The 20,353-nt window shown below is 73.0% G+C and carries 9 protein-coding genes; 7 read left to right on the top strand and 2 right to left on the bottom strand.

Annotated features, from left to right (window positions below):
• Window position 1: 1 nt before the first annotated feature.
• The 6 genes from ACFVH0_RS38175 to ACFVH0_RS38150 all read left to right on the top strand — a co-directional run bounded on the left by ACFVH0_RS38175 (window position 2) and on the right by ACFVH0_RS38150 (window position 17,173).
• Window positions 2-2,287, top strand: a complete 2,286-nt coding sequence (locus tag ACFVH0_RS38175) for an ATP-binding protein (RefSeq protein ID WP_385827952.1) — start codon at window positions 2-4, stop codon at window positions 2,285-2,287.
• A gap of 222 nt (window positions 2,288-2,509) precedes the next feature.
• Window positions 2,510-3,172 (top strand): DUF5701 family protein, encoded by a 663-nt coding sequence (locus tag ACFVH0_RS38170; protein WP_385827950.1) that lies wholly within the window; start codon window positions 2,510-2,512, stop codon window positions 3,170-3,172.
• 283 nt (window positions 3,173-3,455) lie between these two features.
• A complete protein-coding gene (locus ACFVH0_RS38165; RefSeq protein WP_385827948.1) occupies window positions 3,456-11,678 on the top strand; it encodes a type I polyketide synthase in 8,223 nt (2,740 codons plus the stop codon).
• An 88-nt stretch (window positions 11,679-11,766) separates the two neighbouring features.
• Window positions 11,767-13,341, top strand: a complete 1,575-nt coding sequence (locus tag ACFVH0_RS38160) for an amidase family protein (RefSeq protein ID WP_385827946.1) — start codon at window positions 11,767-11,769, stop codon at window positions 13,339-13,341.
• A 117-nt stretch (window positions 13,342-13,458) separates the two neighbouring features.
• The gene (locus ACFVH0_RS38155) at window positions 13,459-15,813 is read left to right on the top strand and encodes a hypothetical protein (RefSeq protein ID WP_385827944.1); all 2,355 of its coding nucleotides are present in this window, start codon (window positions 13,459-13,461) and stop codon (window positions 15,811-15,813) included.
• Window positions 15,803-17,173 carry a hypothetical protein gene (locus tag ACFVH0_RS38150; protein ID WP_385827942.1) on the top strand — a complete coding sequence of 457 codons (1,371 nt, stop codon included), beginning with the start codon at window positions 15,803-15,805 and terminating at the stop codon, window positions 17,171-17,173. Before ACFVH0_RS38155 ends, ACFVH0_RS38150 begins: the two co-directional genes overlap by 11 nt.
• A gap of 92 nt (window positions 17,174-17,265) precedes the next feature.
• Here the strand turns inward: ACFVH0_RS38150 and ACFVH0_RS38145 are convergent, their stop codons facing one another.
• Window positions 17,266-17,838, bottom strand: a complete 573-nt coding sequence (locus tag ACFVH0_RS38145; RefSeq protein WP_385827962.1) for a GNAT family N-acetyltransferase — start codon at window positions 17,836-17,838, stop codon at window positions 17,266-17,268.
• 388 nt (window positions 17,839-18,226) lie between these two features.
• Window positions 18,227-18,727: a DUF1203 domain-containing protein gene (locus ACFVH0_RS38140; protein ID WP_385827940.1), complete on the bottom strand. Its 501-nt coding sequence runs from the start codon at window positions 18,725-18,727 to the stop codon at window positions 18,227-18,229.
• Between the two features lie 811 nt (window positions 18,728-19,538).
• On the opposite strand from ACFVH0_RS38140, the gene ACFVH0_RS38135 reads away from it, so the two are divergent.
• Complete coding sequence (locus tag ACFVH0_RS38135; protein ID WP_385827938.1) at window positions 19,539-20,315, top strand: hypothetical protein; 777 nt, start codon at window positions 19,539-19,541, stop codon at window positions 20,313-20,315.
• Window positions 20,316-20,353 lie beyond the last annotated feature (38 nt).

The raw sequence follows: 20,353 nt of genomic DNA, 5'->3' as shown, positions 1-20,353 counted from the left end.
CATGGGATTCGGCTTCGGGCAGCGGCGCAGCGGGCAACCCCCCGCCGAGCGGACCAGCTTCGTCGGACGTGCCGAGGAGATCTCGCTGATTCAGGAGGCCTTCCGCGAGGTACGGCTCGTCACGCTGGTGGGCCCCGGAGGTGTCGGCAAGAGCCGCACCGCTCTGCGTGCGGCGGAAGGTCTGCGGGAACGGTTTCCGGACGGGGTGTGGCTGGCCGAACTGTCGGCCCTGTCCGACCCCGAACTCGTACCCGCGACGCTGGCCACCGTACTGGGAGTCCCGGATCAAGCCGGGATGGAACCTCTGGACGCGGTCGTCGACCATCTCAAGGGGCAGCAGCTGCTCATCGTGCTCGACACCTGCGAGCACATGGTCGATGCCTGCGCCGTACTCTGCGACGTGCTGCTGCGCGAGGCCGCCGAGGTCTGCGTACTGGCCACCAGCCGACAGCCCCTCGACGTGGCCGACGAGCGGACGATGCCGATCGCCCCGCTCGGAGTGGACGACGCCGTGGAGCTGTTCACACAGCGAGCCGCCCGCGTCCTGCCCGGCTGGTCCGTCACCGAAGCCAACCGGACACAGACACTGGCGCTCGTCGAACGGCTCGACAGGATCCCGCTCGCCCTCGAACTGGCCGCCGTACGTCTGCGGGTCGCGCCCCTTGCCGAGCTGGTGTGTCGGCTGGACCGCCGGTTCGAGGTGTTCACGGGCGGACAGCGCGCGGCCTGCGCCCGGCACCAGACGCTGCGTACGACCATCGGCTGGTCCCATGAACTCTGCACCCCGGCGGAGCGCCTGCTGTGGGCACGTCTCTCCGTCTTCGCCGGACCCTTCGAACTGTCGGCCGCGGAACGGGTCGGCGAGGGCGAGGGGCTCCGGTCCGACGCCGTCCTGGAGGCGCTTTTCGGCCTGGTGGACAAGTCGGTCGTGCAACGCGTCGGAGAGGACGGGGCGCGCTACCGGCTCCTGGACACGATCCGCGAATACGGTGCGGAGCGCCTCGACGAGGAGAGCAACGCGGCCGCCGTGCGCGGGCGGCACTTCGAGCACCATCGGGACACGGCCGGGCGCCTGTGGGCCGAACTCATCACTCCGGCCCAGACCGAGCTTCATCACGCGGTACGCGGCCAGATCGCCGACATCCGCGCCGCGATGAAGTACGCCTTCACGTCCCCGGGCCGCGCGGCGGAAGGGCTGAGCCTCGCCGTGCAGCTGGCCCCGCACTGGCGGGCGACCGGCACCCTGTCGGAGGGGCGGTACTGGATCGACAAGGGGCTCCGCCTGGTGCCCGAGGACTGCGAGGAGCGGGCCTGGGGCCTGTTCATGTCCGGAGTGTTCGCCACCTGGACCGCCGACCTCGCGGAGGCGCCGACCTTCTTCCGGGAGGCGCGGGAGGCGGCACTGAACTGCGACGAACAGCGCGTGGCATTGTTCACGGAGCCGTACATCGGAGCGATGAGAGCGCTCTGCGGTGAGATCGAGGAGGGACTGGCCGAGCTGGAGCAGGGGCGTCGGCGGATCGTCGCCGTGGGCGACTCGCTCGGCATCAGCATGGTCCACTACGAAGGCGCGCTGCTGCGGGCGGTGTTCGGGGACACCGATGGGGCCCTGGAACTGTGCGAGGTCGGGCTGGCCCATCTGCACGGCACGGGCGACCGTCAGTTCTACGGATCGACGCTCATGGCGGAGGGCATCATCCTCTGGCTCGCCGGCCGCCACGAGGAGGGCGCCGAGGCGCTGCGGCAGGCCCTGGACGCCATGAGCGAGATCGGTGACGTGCTGGTCGCCGCGCTGTGCTGCCTGGGCCTGGCCTGGGACGCCGCACACCAGGAACGCCACGTCAGGGCGGCCTGGCTGTTGGGGTACGCGGAAGGCGCGCGACGGCTCGGCGGCGACCCCGTCGCCATGCTGCCGTCGGTGCTGGAACAACAGGAGGCAACCCGGAACGCCGTGCGGAAGGCGCTGGGGACCACGGAGTACGAACGCTGGTACGGCGTGGGGGCCCGGCTGTCGGGGCCCGCGATCCTGGACGCGGTCCGCGCGGACACCGACAGCCCACTGGCCACGCAGCGACTGCCCCGCAGCCGCCCGGGCGCCCCGGCGGCCGACGTACTCACCCCGCGGGAACGGGAAGTCGCCACGCTGGTCGCCCAAGGACTGTCCAACCGGGAGGTCGCCGAGCAACTCGTGATCTCCAAGCGGACCGCGGACACACACGTCGAGCGCATTCTCACCAAGCTCGCGATCGATTCGCGCACCGAGATCGCGTCGGTGCTGAGCTCCTAGGGTCTTGGCCATGACCCACCGGGCACGGCATGGTGCGCCGGCCGAACCGGCCGCCCCGTACGCCCTGCACGCTTCGCACCAGAGGTTGACGATCCGTCCAGCGATCTGCCGGGGGAGCCGCCCCCATCACATCGCGGACACGCACAGCCGTGCTCGGCGGGGAACAACCCGGTCTGCCGCACCGTTGGTCCACTTGCTCTGCCCTACGAACAGAGGAGTGCCTTGCCCGACACCGCTTCCACCAGCATCACGGTCAGCCCTCTCCCGCCGCTGGCCGCTCAGGCGGAGCGCCTGAGCGAGCTCGGGGTGCCCGGACTCGCGGGCATACCTGCCGACGAGCTGCGTGCCTTCGCCGAAGGCGTCGGCGGGGACCGTACCGATGCCCTGCTCGCCGTCCACCCGGACCGCGCCCCCGCCTCCGCCCTCGCGCCGCTGCTCCGTCGTGACGGCAAGGCCGGTTTCGTCGTCGTCGACATGCTCGACGTCGATCGATTCGCTCCGGTGGACATTCAGTTGCCCGACACCTCCCTCTATCTCGTGACCGGTATCGACCGCGGCGACGACAAGGCCGACTGGAGCCCGGAGGAGGCGCTGCCCGCCCTCGCCGAGGAGGACCGTTCCCCGCTGCTGCTCACCGAGGGCATCCACTGGGCGCTCCAGCAGCCGGAGGTTCTGGAGCGCAATCGCTGCTTCATGACCATCGGCTCCCGGCTGCGCAAGGCGAACGGCAGCTTCGACACCCGCACCCCGGCGATCTGGATCAGCAACGGCACCGGACGGGACGGCCGCGAGCGACGCAACGCCCCGAAGGTCGGTTGGTGCTGGTGGGGAAACCGCCACACGTGGCTGGGCTTCGCCTCCGCCACGGGCCGCGAGTCGGCGTGAACTGACGGATGGGTCACAGGTACCGGGCGACCGGTTCGCCCGGTACTCCGACGGTGGATTGCGATCTTCCGCCGAAGTACCGGGCAGGGCCCTCCAGGACAGTGTCCTGGAAATGATCTCGCGTGGTGGATCATGGGCGGGCGAGACGACGCCACGAACTGCCGGGAGCCGAGCGGGTGTTTGTCCGGCCGCTGCCGCCCGCATCGTCCACCCGTCCCCGGGAGGCAACCCGGTGAACTGTGCCGTCGTCCTCAACGGCGAGTCGTCTCAGGGAGGTCATGCGGTGAGCACACGCGCCGACATCGTCAGAACACTGCCGGAACTGCTCGGGGACCACGCCCGGCGCCTCGGGGACAAGGTCTGCTTCCAGGACGTGTTCACGCGTGTGACCTACCGGGAGCTGGAGCGGAGGACCGCACGGCTGGCCGGCCACCTGGCCGGACTCGGTCTGGCGCGCGGTGAACGGGTGGCGCTACTGCTCGGCAACCGGGTCGAGGCGGTCGAGAGCCTGCTCGCCGTCACCCGGGCGAGTGGTGTGGGCGTGCCACTGGACCCCGGGAACTCGGAGGAGGAGCTGACCCGCCTGCTGGACGACAGCGGGGCACGGGTGCTCATCACCGACGACGCCGGCCTGGCACGTCGACGTACGTTGCCGTTCCGGCCCGGACTGACCGTGGTGGCGGTCGAAGGAGGCGACGAGAGCGAGGCAGGGAACCCGCCCTCCCGCACGGGTTCCGAGGAGCCGGCGGACGGCGGCGGCGTTCTGCGGTACGAGGAGCTGGCGGGTACGGAGCCGGGCACGCCGGCCCGGGACGATCTCGCACTCGACGAAGTGGCCTGGCTGCTCTACACCTCGGGCTCCTCCGGCGCGGCCAAGGGCGTCCTGTCCACCCAGCGCAACCGCCTCTCCCCGATCGCGTCGGGCCTCGTCGGTGTCCTGGGCCTGTCCGAACAGGACCACGTGCTGTGGCCGTTGCCCCTCCATCACGCGATGAGCCAGATCGTGTGTTTCCTCGGGGTGACCGCGGTGGGAGCGAGCGCGGTGCTGCTGCCCCGGTTCTCGGTGGCGGGGGTGCTCGGCGAACTTCGGCGTGAGGACGCCTCGTTCACCCTGCTCGGCGGTGTCCCGACCACGTACTCGGCGCTGCTCGACGCGGTGCGGGGCGAGGAGAGCGACGAGAGCAGCGGCGGCCTCGGTGCGCCCGCGCTGCGGGGCTGCGTCAGCGCGGGCGCCGCGGCGGGGCCCGGGTTCCGCGAGTCCTTCGGGGAGATCTGCGGTGTCCCCTACCTGGAGCACTACGGGAGCACGGAGGCGGGCCCGGTCACCATGCCGGCGCCGGGCGAGGCGACATCGTGCGGCCGGGTACTGCCCGGCACCCGGGTCCGGGTCGGCGGGGGCGCCGACGGCCGGGACACGGGGGAGGGCGAGCTGTGGGTCAACGGGCCCGGGATCATGGCCGGTTACCACGGCAGGCCGGAAGCCACCGCGGAAGTCCTGCGCGACGGCTGGTTCCGTACGGGGGACCTGGCCAGGATCGACGCCTCCGGCGAATTCACGATCACAGGCAGGGCGAGTGATCTCATCATCCGGGGCGGGGTGAACATCCATCCCTCGGAAGTGGAAGCCGTGCTGCGGCGAATGCCGGGGGTGGCGGACGCCGCCGTGGCCGGACGCCCGCACCCCTCCTTCGGTGAAGTGCCGGTCGGCTATCTGGTCCCCGAGCCCGGTGACGGTGTGCTGGACAGGGGGCGTGTCCTCGCCGCCTGCCGTGCGCAACTCTCCGGCTTCAAGGTGCCCGCCGAACTCTTCGAGGTGGCGGAGATCCCCCGTACCACCTCAGGGAAGATCCTGCGGCGGGACCTCGCCGGCCTGCCGGCGCGGGCACTGGGCGCGGAGGCCGCCGGGCAGCCGTCGGAGGACCTGCTGACCCTGGTGCGGAACGAGGCGGCGGCCGTGCTCGGCCGCCCCGCCCGGGAAGTGGAGCCGCGCACGGCACTGCGGGACCTGGGCATGGACTCCTTGACGGCGACGGTGCTGCGGGAGCGACTGTCGGCGGTGACCGGCCTGTCGCTCTCCGAGGCCGTCGCCTTCGACTTCCCCACCGTCGCCGCGCTCGCCGCCCACCTCGGGGAACGGAACGCCGCCGCGCGGACCGACACCGTCCCCGTGCAAAGGAGTTCGGTCCGGTCGGACGACGACCCCGTGGTGATCGTGGGAATGGCCTGCCGCTATCCCGGAGACGTGACCTCTCCGGAGGAACTGTGGCAGCTGGTGGCCGACGGGAGGGACGCCATCGGCCCCTTCCCCACCGACCGGGGCTGGGACACCCGGGAGCTGTACGACCCTGACCCCGGGCGCTCCGGACGGACGTATGTGCGCGAAGGCGGCTTCCTCTCCCGGGTGGACCGCTTCGACCCCGGCTTCTTCGGTATCTCTCCCCGCGAGGCCCTGGCCATGGACCCGCAGCACCGACTGCTGCTCGAAGTGGCCTGGGAGGCCTTCGAACACGCCGGTCTCGTCCCCGGCACTCTGCACGGCTCGCCGACCGGGGTGTACGTCGGGCTGATGTACAGCGACTACGCCCGCCACCTCACGAGGACGCCCGAACACGTCGAGGGGTACCTCGGCCTCGGCAACGCCGGAAGCGTCGCCTCGGGGCGGATCGCCTACACCTTCGGCCTCGAAGGCCCGGCCCTCACCGTCGACACCGCGTGTTCCTCGTCCCTGGTGGCCCTGCACCTGGCGGCCCAGGCGCTGCGCCGCGGCGAATGCGCCTTCGCGTTGGCCGGCGGTGCCACGGTGATGTCGGGGCCCTCGTCGTTCGTGGAGTTCAGCCGCCAGCGGGCACTGTCCCCGGACGGCCGGTGCAAGGCGTTCGGCGCCGCCGCCGACGGCACGGGATGGGCCGAGGGCGCCGGCATGCTGCTGCTCGGCCGGCTGTCCGAGGCACGCCGCGCGGGACTTCCGGTACTGGCCGTGGTGCGCGGCTCGGCGGTGAACCAGGACGGGGCGAGCAACGGGCTGACCGCACCGCACGGACCGGCGCAGCAGCGGGTGATCCGGCAGGCCCTCGCGGACGCGGGGCTGAATCCCGGGGACATCGACGCGGTGGAGGCGCACGGCACCGGCACCCGGCTGGGAGACGTCATCGAGGCGGAGGCCTTCTTCGCGACGTACGGGCGCCACGAACGCCTGCGTCCCCTCCGGCTGGGCTCGGTGAAGTCGAACATCGGCCACACCCAGGCCGCCGCCGGAGTGGCCGGCGTGATCAAAATGGTGCAGGCGATGCACCACCGAATGCTGCCGCGTACATTGCACGCCGATGAACCGACCCCCCGTGTCGACTGGTCGACGGGGCGGATCGAGTTGCTGAGCCGGGCAGTGGAGTGGCCCGCCGCGGACCGTCCGCGCCGGGCGGGGGTGTCCTCGTTCGGTATCAGTGGCACCAACGCCCATGTGGTGCTCGAAGAGCCTCCGCATGCCGTGGCGGCGCCGGAAGGTACGGCACGTCCCGGAAAGGCCGCGGTGGCCGTTCCGGTGTCGGCCAGGAGCCTGCCGGGGCTGCGGGCCCAGGCACGAAAGCTGTACGACCACGTGACCGCCGCCCCCGATACGGCCCCGGCCGACATCGGGTACTCACTCGCCACCACGCGCGCGGCCTTCGACCACCGGGCCGTGCTCGTGGCCCGGGACCGCGCCGGACTGCTGGACTCCCTGCGGTCCGTGGCCGGGGGCGGAGACCGGCCCGGCGTGCACACGGGCACGTCCCGCCACCGCGGCCCGACGGCCGTACTGTTCACCGGTCAGGGCAGCCAACGCGTCGGCATGGGCCGTGAACTGTACGAGTCGCGGGACCTGCATCCGGTCTACGCCGACTCGTGGGACGAGTGCTGCGCCCTGCTCGACACACTGCTGCCGGTACCCCTGCGGGACGTCGTGTTCGCCGAGTCCGGTACGGCGACGGGTGCGCTGCTGCATACGACCCGGTTCGCGCAACCGGCGCTCTTCGCCCTGGAGACCGCCCTGTTCCGGCAGTTCGAGGCCTGGGGGGTACGCCCCGGCCTGGTTGCCGGGCACTCGGTGGGCGAGGTGACGGCGGCACACGTCGCCGGGGTGCTGTCCCTCGCGGACGCCTGCGCACTGGTGGCGGCCAGGGGCCGGCTGATGGACGAGCTGCCGCCGGGCGGCGCGATGGCGGCCGTGGCCTCCGGCGAGGACGAGGTGGCCGCCCGTCTCGCCGAGACCGGGTGCGCGGTGGAGATCGCCGCGGTCAACGGGCCGGCGTCGGTGGTCGTCTCCGGCGACGAGGCCGCGGTGGAAGAGGTCGCCGCGTACTTCCGCGACCGGGGCCGCTCGGCGACGCGTCTGCGGGTCGGCCATGCCTTCCACTCCGCTCGGATGGAACCCGCGCTGGCCGACTTCGCGAACGTGGTCCGGGGCCTGTCCTTCGCCGCGCCGCGGTTGGCGCTGATCACCGCCGTGCAGGGCCGGGCGGCCACCGACGAGGAGCTGTGCACACCGGAGTTCTGGGTGGACCATGTCCGTCGGCCGGTCCGCTTCGCCGATTCGGTGGCGTACCTGGGTGACCGAGGAGCGGCACACTACGTCGAACTGGGGCCCGACGGGGTGCTCACCGGCCTGGTACGGGACTGTCTCGCCCCGCCCGGACCGGACCCGGCGGATCCGGACACGGGCGAAGCGGAAAGCGGAAAGCGGGGTCCGGCACCGCTGGTCCTGCCGACCCTGCGCCGGACGCGGCCGGAAGCGGACGCCCTGCTCGACACGCTGGCCGCGCTCCATGCCCACGGCGCGCCCGTCGACTGGGAGGCGGCCTTCGCAGGGCGTGGCGGGCGGCGCGTCGCACTGCCCACGTACCCCTTCCAGCGCCGCCGGTACTGGCTGGAGTCCGACCCGGGCCATCCGCCCGCCGAGGCCCCGGCGGCCGGGGCCACCCATCCGTTCCTGCGGTCGGTCACCCGCACGGCCGATGACGGCGGGGTGCTGCTGAGCGGGTTGCTCTCGGTGCACGACCAGCCGTGGCTCGCCGACCATGAGGTGGCGGGGGAGATCCTGCTGCCGGCCACCGCTTTCGTCGAAATGGCCCTCCACGCAGGTGAGCTGGCGGGCGCGGCCGAACTGGACGAGCTCGTCCTGACCGCGCCGCTGCCCCTGCCCCCGGACGGCACCGTCGAATTGCAGGTGAAGGTGGCGGGACCGGACGACGCGGGACGGCGGACCGTGCTCATCCACTCCCGGTCGCACACTCCGGCGGGCGACCGGCCCTGGCAACGGCACGCCGGCGGCACCCTCTCGCGGGCACAGCCGCCCACCGACGGGGAAGCGGCCACCATCGAGACCGGCGGCGTGTCCGGGCCGCACGTGCCCTGGCCGCCGGAGGGGGCGATGCCACTGCGTGCCGATGATCCGGGCACCGGGCCGTACGAGCGGTTGGCCGCCGACGGGCTGCGGTACGGCCCCGCCTTCCAGGGCATGCGCACCGCCTGGAGCCACGGGCGGGAGCTGTACGCCGATGTCGTACTGCCCGAAGCGGCCCGCACCCCTGGGCAGGAGGCGGACGGCCCGGGGTTCGTCCTGCATCCCGCCCTGCTCGACGCGGCATTGCACGCCCTGGCCCTGGACAGCCTCGGCACCAACGATTCCGGGGCAGCCGGTCCGGCGGCAGGCGGATTGTCACTGCCGTTCGCCTTCAGCGGGGTTCGCGTGCACACCACCCGCGTCCAGCGCTTGCGGGTACGGGTGACACCCGGGCCCGACGGGCAGTCCGGAGTGGAGCTGACCGACGGGACGGGCTCACCGGTGGCCACGGTCCGTTCGCTGACGCTCCGGCCTTTTCCGCGCACCGGATCGGCGACGGCGGACGCGGTCGCCGGCGCTCTCCATCGGACGGACTGGGTACCGCTGACCGAACCGCCCGCCCCCGTGGCGATGCCCCGCTGGGGAGTTCTGGGCACGACGGGCACACGGCTGGTGGACGCCCTCGCGCCCTTGGGGTCCGGCGTCCCGCTGTACGCCGGACCGGCGGCGTGCGACGCGTCGTCGACCGTCTTCGTGGCACCGTGCCCGTCACCGCCCGACGCGCCCGGCGATGCGCAGGACCAGGCCGCCGAGTTGCTGCGGGCGGCGGACCGGGCGCTCGGACTCGTGCAGGAGTGGCTCGCCGAACCGCACCTGTCCCGCTCCCGTCTCGTGCTCGTGACGTCCGGCGCCGTCACCCCGGCCGACGACGGTCATGGGAATGACGGCCGATCCGGCGCGGCGGCGTCCGTACCGCCGCACGCACCGGTGTGGGGGCTGATCCGCTCGGCCCTGCGGGAGAACCCGGGCCGCTTCGCCCTGATCGACGTGGACGACCACCCCGACTCCTTGAACGCCCTGCCCGCCCTGCTGGCCGCCCCGGTGCCGGAGACAGCCGTACGCCGGGGGACGGCGTACGTACCGAAGCTGGTACCACTGACCGGGACCGCACCGGAGCCGCGGGAGCGACGGCCGCTCGACCCGGACGGCACCGTCCTGGTCACCGGCGGCACCGGTTCCCTGGGCATGCTGGTGGCACGGCATCTGGTCACCGCCCACGGCGTCCGGCACCTGCTGCTCGCCGGCCGACGCGGGCCGGAAGCTCCGGGGGCCCGGGAACTCGTCGCGGAACTGCGTGCGGCGGGCGCCGAGGCCGACGTTCACGCCTGCGACGTCGCGGACCGGACCGCACTCGCCGCCCTGCTCGACGCCGTACCGGCCGCCCACCCGCTGACCGGTGTGGTGCACAGCGCGGGGGTGCTGGACGACGGCGTCGTCGCTGCGCTCACCCCGGACCGTCTGAGGCGGGTGCTGCGCCCCAAGGCGGACGCCGCGCTCGCCCTGCACGAACTGACCAGGGGATACGACCTGGCCGTGTTCGCGCTGTTCTCCTCGGTCGCGGGCACCTTCGGCTCCGCCGGCCAGGCCAACTACGCGGCGGCCAACTGCGTACTGGACGCCTTGGCACGACACCGCGCGCGGCTCGGACTGCCCGGTACGTCGATTGCCTGGGGCCCCTGGCAGCAGGACGACGGCATGATGGCGCACCTCGGTGACGCGGACCGGCGGCGGATGGCCCGCTCCGGGTTCGGCCCGCTCGGGCCGGAAGAGGGCCTGGCTCTCTTCGACGCCGCCGTGGCCGGTGACGAACCCGTGGTGGTGGCGGCCCGCCTCGCCCCGGCCGCTCTCCGCGCCGGTGACCCGGCGGCGAACCGGCCCCCGACGTCCGCTGCCGACGTGGGCGACGCGAGCGGCGCCCGGCCCGGCCGGGCGCCGATGGCTGCCGCCCCCGGCGAGCGGGGCGAGGCGCTGCTCGCCAGGGTCCGGACCCTGGCCGCCCGCGTCCTGGGCCACGGCGACGAGGCGAGCGAGATCGACGAGGACGCCCTGCTGGCGGACCTGGGGCTGGACTCCCTGGCCGCGGTCGATCTGCGCAATGAACTCGCGGCATGGACGGGGCTGGCACTGCCGTCCACGCTGCTGTTCGACTTCCCGACACCGCGCGCGCTCGCCACCGAACTGACACGCCGCCATGCCGCCGAGGCACCTCCCGCGGGTGCCGCGTCGGACGGCCCGGCACAGCTCGGCACCATTGGTCCGGAGGGAGGCGCAGCACCGAACACCCGGGTGCGGGCCGCCGACGCACCGAACGCCGGGGAAGCCCCGGATTCCCTGAGCGCGCTCTTCCGTACCGCATGCGCCCGGGGACGGAGCTGGGACGGCATGGTGCTCCTCACCGTCGCCGCCCGCCTCCGCCCGGTCTTCGACAGGACCGGGGCGCCCGGTGCGGCGCACGAACCCGTCGTGCTCGCGGCGGACGGCGCGGGGGCCCGGCTCGTCTGCGCCCCCGCGCTCAGCGCACTGTCCGGACCGCAGGAGTACGCGCGCTTCGGCGCCGGGCTACGAGGACTGCGGCCGGTCTCCGCAGTGCGGCACCCGGGGTTCGAGCCACGCGAGGCTCTGCCCGCCTCGCTCGACGCCCTCGTCACCGCCCAGACCGCGGCCGTACGCGCAGCCGCGGCCGAAGGCCCCCCGGTGCTGCTGGGCCGGTCGGCCGGTGGCTGGGTGGCCCACGCCGTGGCCGAGCGACTGGAGGCCCAGGGCACCGCCCCGGTGGCCGTCGTCCTGGTGGACACCTATCCACCCGGCCACGACGACCGGGACGAGGCGCTCTCCGCGATGACGTCCGACATGCTGCGCCGGGCGGCGGAATTCGCCTCGGACGACACCGGCCGGCTCACCGCCATGGCCGGATACTTCGAGCTCTTCAAGGGCTGGAAACCCGCGCCACTCGCCTGCCCCACCCTGTACGTACGTGCCCAGGACCCGCTGCCGGGCGCCGAACCCGCCCCGGACTGGATCCTCCCGCACGCCGGGATCACCGTGCCCGGGGACCACTTCACCATGCTGGAGGAGCACGCCCGTACCACCGCACTCGCCGTCCACCGATGGCTCGGCGGCCTGGACTGAGGACGTCTCGGGAGGGGCGCGGGTGCGGAGCGGAAGGAGGCGCAGAAGTCTCTTGCGCCCGCGGATCCTCCTGGAATGGGCTGTTCCCATGAAGAAGCGAAGCATTGCGGCCCTGACCGCGGCCCTGGCCGTGGCACCCCTTCTGGCGTCGGGTGTGCCGGGGCAGCCCGCGGTGGCCGCGGACTCCGGGCAGACGCTCCTGCGCGGAGTGGACCTGGACACGGTGACGATTCCCGAGCTGCAGGAACGCATGGACCACGGGGCCCTGACCTCGTCGGAGCTGACCCTGTCGTACCTCCGGCGGATCAAGGCCATCGACCCGAAGATCCACGCGGTGCTGCGAACCAGCCCGACGGCCCTGCGCCAGGCGGCCGCCAGCGATGTCAGACATCGCCTCGGGAAGGCCCGCGGCCCGCTCGACGGCATCCCCGTCCTGCTGAAGGACAATGTCAACACCCGCGACATGCCGACGACGGCCGGATCGACGGCGCTGGCCGGTAGCCCACCGGACACGGACGCGGACCTGGTCGGAAAGCTGCGCGCGGCAGGCGCGGTGATCCTCGGCAAGGCCAACCTGTCCGAATGGGCCAACTTCCGCGCGGCGAAGCCGACGTCGGGCTGGTCGGCGGTGGGCGGGCAGACGAACAACCCGTACGTCCTGGACCGGAATCCGTGCGGATCGTCCTCCGGTTCGGCCGCCGCGCTCGCCGCGTCATTGGCGCAGGTGGCGATCGGCACCGAGACGGACGGCTCCATCGTGTGCCCGGCCGGGATGAACGGGATCGTCGGCCACAAACCCAGCCTCGGCCTGGTCAGCCAGTCGGGCGTCGTCCCGATCTCCGCCGAACAGGACACGGCCGGTCCCATGGCGCGCAACGTCATCGACGCCGCGATCACCCTCTCGGTGCTCAGCGGTCACGACACCGCGCGGGCCCTCGGCCTCTCGGACGCGGTCACACGCCCCGGCGGACTGCGCGGCAAACGGATCGGACTGTGGCGGCTCCCCTCGCTCGGCGCCGGGACGGACGCGCTGATGACCCGGACCGCGGCACGACTGCGCGCCGCCGGGGCCGAGGTCGTCGAGGTGACGCCGCCGTACCAGGACAGGCTCGCCGAACTCGAATTCCCGGCGCTGCTGAGCGAGTTCCACCGGGACATCGACACCTACCTGGCCACCCGCAACGGGCCCCGCGACCTCGCCGGGCTGATCGAGTTCAACCGCACGCACCGGGCCGAGCGGACCTGCTTCGCCGGTCAGGAGCTGTTCGAGCAGGCCCTGGTCGCGCCGCCGACCGCGGACCCGGGCCACCGGGCCGTACGCGCCGAGCTGAAGGACCTGTCCCGGCGGTCCATCGACGAGACCATGGCCGCCCATGACCTGGACGCCATCGCCTCCCCGGCGAACCCGCCCGCCTGGACGACCGACTGCGCGCGGGGTGACAACGACGTGATCCCGTCCTCCACCCCGGCCGCCGTCGCCGGGTACCCCTCGCTGTCGGTGCCCGCCGGGTTCGTCGGCGAGCTGCCGGTGGGCCTGCTCCTGATGGCGGGTGACCACCAGGACGCCGAGCTGCTGTCGCTGGGGGCGGCGGTGGAACAGCGGCTGGACGCCTGGCGGGCGCCGCGGTACCTGCCTTCGGTGTCGTCCGACACCACTCGTTGAGGCGGCCGTCCCCCGCCGCCGCTCTGACCACCCCGTGCCGCCCGGACCAGGAGGTATCCGTACTCGTCGGGATCGAGCGCCGGTAGAGTGACCGGCCGAACCACGGGGAGGGCGCCGATGCCGACGCTGTCAGGGATACGGAGACGGAGCGGGACGTTCGGGGCCCGGGCGGGCACGGCACTGGCGGCGCTCGTGCTGCTCGGCAGCGCCGGCGCTGCCGTTGCCGCCGAACCGGGCTCCGTGCCGGGCGCCACGGCAACGCACACGGCGACCGCCACCACCACACCGGACGGCCGGTCCTCCGACGGTGCGACCCAGTCCGAGCGCCTGGCCGAGGAACTGCGCCGGAACCCGGTCTACGTCTCGGCCGACCGTCCACGCGGACTGCCCCGCTCGCTCGCCCCGGACATCGCCGCCCTCGCCGAGCGCACGGGCGTGCCCACGTATGTGCTGGCGCTGCCCGCGGGCGACGCCGCGTTGCTCGGCCTGGTCCACGACCGGCTCGGCGAGAACGGGCTGTATGTGCTGATCGGCGACCACAGCAGCATCACCGCCTCCGCGTTCGGCGTCGACGTCCCGGTCGAGGAGGCCCGTCGCATCGCCCTGTACGGCACTCCGTACGGGGCAGGCCCGCTCGCCGCGTTCGAGTCCTTCACCGACGCGATCGCCTCCGGCCACGACAGGGCCGCCGAGAGAGCCGACGAGTTGTACGACCGCTACCACGAGGACGGCAAGCCCGACCCGTACATCAGCTCCACCGACCGGCAGAACCAGAACCTGCTGCTCGGCCTGGCCGTGGTGGTGATCCCCGGCCTGGTGCTGGCCCTCGGTATCCGGTTCTCCCGACGCGGCTCTGACCGGGTGCGGCCGACCGGCACGAAGAAGGACACCGGCACGAAGAAGGACACCGGCTCGAAGAAGGACACCGGCTCGAAGACCCCGGCCGCCGTCCGCCTGGAAAAGGGATCCGGCACGGGGCCGGGCAAGGACTTCGGTACGCGGCCGGGCAAGGGCCCCGGCGAGGAGTCGGGGAGAGGCTCCCGCAAGGGATCGGGCGAGGCCGCTGCGAAGCCGAAGGCCCCGGCCCGTACCACTTGGCCCGCATCGCGCCGACGCGGTGTCCTGCCCGTGACGGTGCTGGCGACGGCGGCCGCCGCGGTCGCCGTGGTGCTGGCCGCGCCCAACGTCTTTCCGCAGACCGTCGACAGCCCGCATCTCGACGTCACCCAGGACGACCTGAACGCCCGAGTCGAGGAAGCCGCCGCCGGGCTCGCCGCCGGACCGATCTACCAGGACCCGTCCACCGCGTACGTGCTGACCGCCACCGACCTCCCCACCATCCGGCAGCGGCTCGCCGAACTCGCGCCCAAGGGCCCGGTGCACGTGCTGGCCACGGCGACCGACAGCGACGACGAGAGCGGTGGCAACAGCAGCACCCTGCTCGCCCGGGTCCACCAACGCACCGGCCAGAACGGCGTCTACGTGCTGATCGATCCGGTGTCCGGCCGGATCGACCTGGAGACCTTCGGCACCGACCGGGACGCCTCACGCCGTTTCAGGCGCCTGCCGTCCACCGTCCGCTACCCGGAGTACCGCAAGGACGGCGACCTGCGGGTGGTGCCGCGCCTGGGCCAGACCTTGGATGCGGTCGCCGCCGCCCGGCCGGAGAAGGGCTACGACTCCGCGACCCACGACACCGAGCTGCCCCCGCTCCGCGACAACCGGCTGCCCGGCCTGTTCAGCGGCGACTTCGGGCCCGGGATCGTGCTCGGCACGATGCTGCTGGGCGTTCTGCTGCTGATCGCCTGGCTGGTGATCGCCGTCGCTCGGGCCGTACTGCGCTCCCGCCGCGCCCTCGCGGCCGACCCCTCGCCGCCGCAGCCCGCCGGGCCCCGGCGCGCCACAGCGCTGCCGACCGTACGGCAACTGCGCTCCTGGGCCGCCGCCGACGTCCGCGAGCTCACCGGGCGGCTGGCCGCCGCCGACCAGGAAGCACCCGGCCGCGCCCGCGCCTGGGACTGCCTGGACGCCGCCGAGCTGCTGGCCGACTCCGGTGACGAGCGCCCGGACGGCATCCCGGAGGCGGGCGACCTGGCCGCCGTCGCGGTGCTCGCCAGGGCCGGACTCGCCGCCCTTCAGGGGCAACTCCACCCCACCCTCTGCCGGCTCAACCCGCTGCACGGCGAGGCCACCGGCGGCAAGGTTCCGGGGTGGCTCGCCGATATCGGCACCGGTCCCAGGTCCGCGCGGCTGTGTCCCGCCTGCCACGAAGCCCTCCGCGCCGCCGCCAACCGCAGCACCGCCGACCCGGCCGCCCGCGAACGGGCGGCCACCGGGCGGCTGCTGCGCCTGCCCGGGGCGGACAGCCGTTCCCGGACCGCCTGGGACGAGGCCGGGCAGGTCCTGCCGGCTGCCCGGGAAGGGCTCGAAGCACTCATCCTCAGGGCCAGGGAGTCCGCCAGTGTCCAGTGACCGCCCGACCAGCTGCCGCCCGAACAGTGACCGCCCGACCAACTGCCGCCCGAACAGTGACCGGCCGGCCGGCGCCGCCCGCGGCCGTGCCGCCGGGCTGCTCACCGCCCTGCTGCTGGCCTGCACCTCGCTGCTCGGCACCGGCGCCCCCGCCCTGGCGGAGACCGCGGGAACCGGGCCGACCGCCGCGACGATCACCGAGTCGCTGGCTACCGACCCTGTCCACGTGGACCCGTCCTACGCGGCCGCCGTCAACCCGGCCCAGGAGCAGGCTCTGGTCGACCGGATCGCCGCGACCGGCCTGCCGATCAAGGTGGTGCTGGTGCCACTGAAGAAGGGGGACGCCTTCGACGGCGACGCCCGCACCCTTGCCGCGGTGATCAAGGAACGGCTCGGCGAGCAGCAGTTGATCCTGATCACCACCGACGAGTACGGGAAATGGCTCAACGGCACCGAGTGGCCGGCCGACATCCATCAGACCCGCGATGCCGTCTCCGCCGTCGGCTTCCTCAGGGAACTCGACGACGCCGGCCTCGCCGCCCGGGTCGGCAAGGCCGTGGAACTCATCGAGGCCGGCAACGGCACCGAGGTCTACGAGGCCGAGACCGCCCGGATCGACAAGGAGTACTCGGCCCGGCCGAAGGACGACGAGCACACCTCCGGCGGCTCGACACCCCTGCTCGTGGTCGCCGTGGTGCTGGTCCTCGCAGTCGGCGCCGCCGTCTTCGTGGTGCGCCGTCGCCGCTCGCCCCGGCACACCGTCTTCAGCTTCCCGGACGCCGTCTTCGCCGCCGGCCAGGCCGCCGACGAGGCCGGGCTGCGCCGCCGGGCCGCCGCCGAGATGCTCGCCCTCGGCGAGGCCGTGGAACAGGCCGACGGCACCGCCGCCCCCGGGCTGAGCCGTGCTCTGGACGCGTACGACGCGGCCGGACGGGTGCTGGACGCCGCACGGGGCCTTCCCGACCTGGTCGGAGTGCTGGCCCTGGCCGCCGAAGGACGCTCCGCCCTGGCCCCGGCCCCCGGGCTCCCGCTGTGCTTCTTCGACCCCCGGCACGGCACCGCCGTCCGCCGGACCACCTGGCGCCCGCTCGGCCGCCGGGAGCGGGTGGATGTCGCGGTGTGCGAGGACTGCGGCCAGGCCCTGCGCGCACGCCGCTCGCCGCAGGTGCTCGCGGTCCGGGACCGGGGCCGCACGGTCCCCTACTTCGAGGTGCCTGCCGAACGCAGCCTGTGGGCCGCCACCGGCTACGGCTCCCTCCTCTCCGGCCCCGACGACACCCTCGCCGCCCGGGTCGGCACCGGCGAGTTCAGCCGAGCCCGGCGGCAGTCCGAGGACCACGACGGCGCGGCCATGGACTGATCCCGACAGAGGGGATGAACCGCTGAGCCCGACAGACCGCTGACGGACCGCCGTTCCCGGCTGCTCGGCCGGCCGGCGTGACACACCGTCCGCTACCGACCCCGTGCCCGCTCCCAGTCGGCCCGGACGAGGTCGTACTCGACGTCGCCATGCTCGGATCCCGGGATCACCTCGGGCCAGTCCTCGGTGAAGTTCCGCAGGAACGACAGACCCGCCTTCTCCATCACACGTCGCGATCGCGTGTTCACCGCCATCGTGTTCGCGGTGACCCGCTGCACCCCGAGGTCCGTGAACCCTTTGGCGATCAGGGCTCGCGAACCCTGGGTGGCGTACCCCTTGCCCCAGGCGGCCTTGTTCAGCCGGTAGCCGAGTTCGACCACGAGCGGGCTGTGGTCGTCGAGCGGGCGGAACGCGAACCAGCCCAGGAACGTCCCGGTGGCCTTCTCGTCGGCGGCCCAGTAGCCACGGGTGCCGAAGCACGGATGGTCGTGGAGGAGCCGCGGCAGGGTTCGCGCCCGGATCGCCTCGCGGCTCGTCGGCCGGCCTCCGTTGATGAAGCGCATGACATCGGGGTCATTGTCCAGCGCGAACAGGTGGTCGACATCGGCTCCGGTGTCGGTGAACGGGCGCAGCGCCAGCTGTTCGGTCTCCAGGAAGACATGCATGCCGTGATCATCACCACCGGCGGTCGTGCCTGCCACCAAATATCCGCGGCAGACCGGTGGTGGGGGGGCAGGCTCGGACACGGACGGAGGCGATGCACGGCTGCGCCCCACGGCCGTACGTACACCCGTCCCGCCGTCAGTACGTATGCCGACGCCATCGGGGTGAGGCGGGTCCGACCGCACAGATACGTGTACTGACCTGCGATTCAACACACGTCGAGGCACCGTGTCGTGCGGCAGGCTGGACGTGCCGTTGGGGAGGTGGAGTTACTGCGCAGCGTGGCGTATGAGGCTGTCGCAGAACCCGAGTGCTCCTCACCCCCAGCGGCGCCGGAAACATGTGCCCGCACTGTCGGCGGTGCAGGCGCATGATTCCGGCCGCCGAGGCCTACCGGCGGCGCGCCTCGACCATGAAACAGCCGAATTCCACCGCACGGACATGCACGAAGGCCACTTCCGGATCGGTGAAGACCTCGCGCAGCGCGTCGTCCACCTCGGCGGCCCGTTCCTTCGGGATCTCGATCAGCCGCCCGCCGAGGATGTGCCCCTGAGCGTCGTAGGCGCGCAACACCCGGCGAGCACCGTGGAGTTCGGCCGGATAGCCGGTGCCGGAAGGCGGTCCGTCGCACTCCTCGGCATGGATGAAGACCGGACCGCACTCGTCGTACGGGCCGGGCTCGGCATCCGTGGCCGCCGCCCAGCGACGCAACGGCGCGTACGAGACGAGGACGATCCGCTCACCTGCCTCGCTGTGCCGCAGGCAGCAGCGCAGCGGGGCACCGCCCTCCGGATCGGTGACGGGTGTCCGGGCATGACCGGCGTCGTCCCGCTCCCGCAGTTGCTTCAGTACGGCGGGGTCGATGGCCCGCACCTCGTAAGTCGTGGTCATGGATTCAGCATCCGTGGACGCCCCTCCCGGTGCTGGCGGAAATCAGACGCGGCCCTGTCGGGCTTCGGCCGCTACAGGCGGTGGACACCAGCACGCCTGCGCGCGGGGTGTCGGGCCCGGGCGGGAAGGCCGGGCCTGTAGCGCCCGGTGACGCGCACCGCGCACCGTGCACTTCGGTCGTCGGCTGCGTCCGGTAGGTGAATCGGGCCGGCCGGATCAGGCGCTTCCACCGTGTGGGTCCGCGTGCTCAGCTCCCGCGAGGCGCTCGGCAACTGCCCGCCGGGCGTCCAGGGCCGCACCTGTCGGCCGCGAGCCGGGCGGCCTGTTCCTGCTGCTCCATTCCTTCGGGTGCCCTTTCTGGCGTCGATGCGCAGCTCACTGGGCGGCATGACGGCGCACGTGATCCCCTGCGAGCGGGTGCGCCGCTGGTACCGGCCGCTGCTGACCCACCGGGCCATCCGCCGGGACCTCGCCCGCTTTCTGCGCTCCACCCGGAAGGACACACACGTATCTGCTGGCCGCCGAACGGCTGCGGCACTTCGACCGGCCTGCGCTGGTGGCCTGGGGCGCGGAGGGCCGGATGATGCCGCCCGAGACCGGCCGGCGCCTCGCCGAACCGCTGCCGCGGGGTGATACGTCGTGATCCCCCAGGCCGGAACGCTGGTCCCCTCGGACAACCCGGCGGCACTCGCCCGGGAACCGCGCCGGTTCGTCGAGGCGAACGCCTGAGCGCCTGTCCGCCGGGCGCTGCGGAGCAGCCCTTACTCTGTACGGAGCAACACCGTGCGCGGGCACGAAAGGAGGAAGCACCATGTCCTTCGCTCCCCTCGGCCGGCACAACGGCGAGCACAGCGACTACTGCAACACCAGCCTGTGCTGCCGTTGCCAGCAGCGGAACTGGACGACTCAGCAGGGCAACGAGCGGTTGTGCGGGCTGTGCGCGGCCTGCTGCCGCGAATGCGGCAGGGCGCCCGCGTCACATCTGGACGGGCTCAACGACGGCGTCTGCGTGGACTGCCGCGGACTGTGCACCCGCTGTCACAGCCCGCTGCCCGACGGGGGAGTCTGCCACTGCCAGCAGTGGAAGCAGAGTCCGGGCAACGATCCGATCCGCTTCATCATGCAGGGCTTTCCCCAGCCGCTGCTCCAGGCGCTCGGGCACCGGGTTCCACGTACCCTGCCCGACATCCTGTTCGAGGAGCTCAAGCAGCGGACGGCCGCCCAGCTCCTCGACCGTATCGAGAGGCGCTGGAGCAACCGCTGGTCGCACGCGATCCACGAACGCGACGAGGAGAACCGTCGCCGCTGGGCGGCCCAGGAGATCGCCGAGGCCCTCGTACGTCCCGGCAGCTGCTCGAACCGGGCGTGCGAGGACGGCTACCTTCTCGCCGACGGCGCGCCCTGCCCGTACTGCCGGCGGCCGGCCCATCGCTTCGTCCCCGCCACGGCCGAGGCGATCTCCACCTCGGAACACGCACGGGCGACCGCGGCGCAGATCCGGCAGGCACTCATCAGCAACCGCTCCACCGGGAAGAAACCCAACCGCGCAGTGCCGCCGGGCGCCTGGCCGACATCTTCCACCGACTGACACCACAGACCGCCGGCCCGCACCGATCAGCCGATCGG

The organism is Streptomyces sp. NPDC127117, from assembly GCF_042677325.1.
GTDB lineage: Bacteria > Actinomycetota > Actinomycetes > Streptomycetales > Streptomycetaceae > Streptomyces.
Note: the sequence above shows the minus strand (reverse complement) of the source record. Positions and strands in the feature narration are given on the sequence as shown.

Coding starts and splice junctions, on each gene's coding strand:
- ACFVH0_RS38145 (WP_385827962.1), bottom strand. CDS start 17,838: ATGCATGTCTTCCTGGAGACCGAACAGCTGGCGCTGCGCCCGTTCACC.
- ACFVH0_RS38135 (WP_385827938.1), top strand. CDS start 19,539: ATGTCCTTCGCTCCCCTCGGCCGGCACAACGGCGAGCACAGCGACTAC.
- ACFVH0_RS38175 (WP_385827952.1), top strand. CDS start 2: ATGGGATTCGGCTTCGGGCAGCGGCGCAGCGGGCAACCCCCCGCCGAG.
- ACFVH0_RS38155 (WP_385827944.1), top strand. CDS start 13,459: ATGCCGACGCTGTCAGGGATACGGAGACGGAGCGGGACGTTCGGGGCC.
- ACFVH0_RS38160 (WP_385827946.1), top strand. CDS start 11,767: ATGAAGAAGCGAAGCATTGCGGCCCTGACCGCGGCCCTGGCCGTGGCA.
- ACFVH0_RS38140 (WP_385827940.1), bottom strand. CDS start 18,727: ATGACCACGACTTACGAGGTGCGGGCCATCGACCCCGCCGTACTGAAG.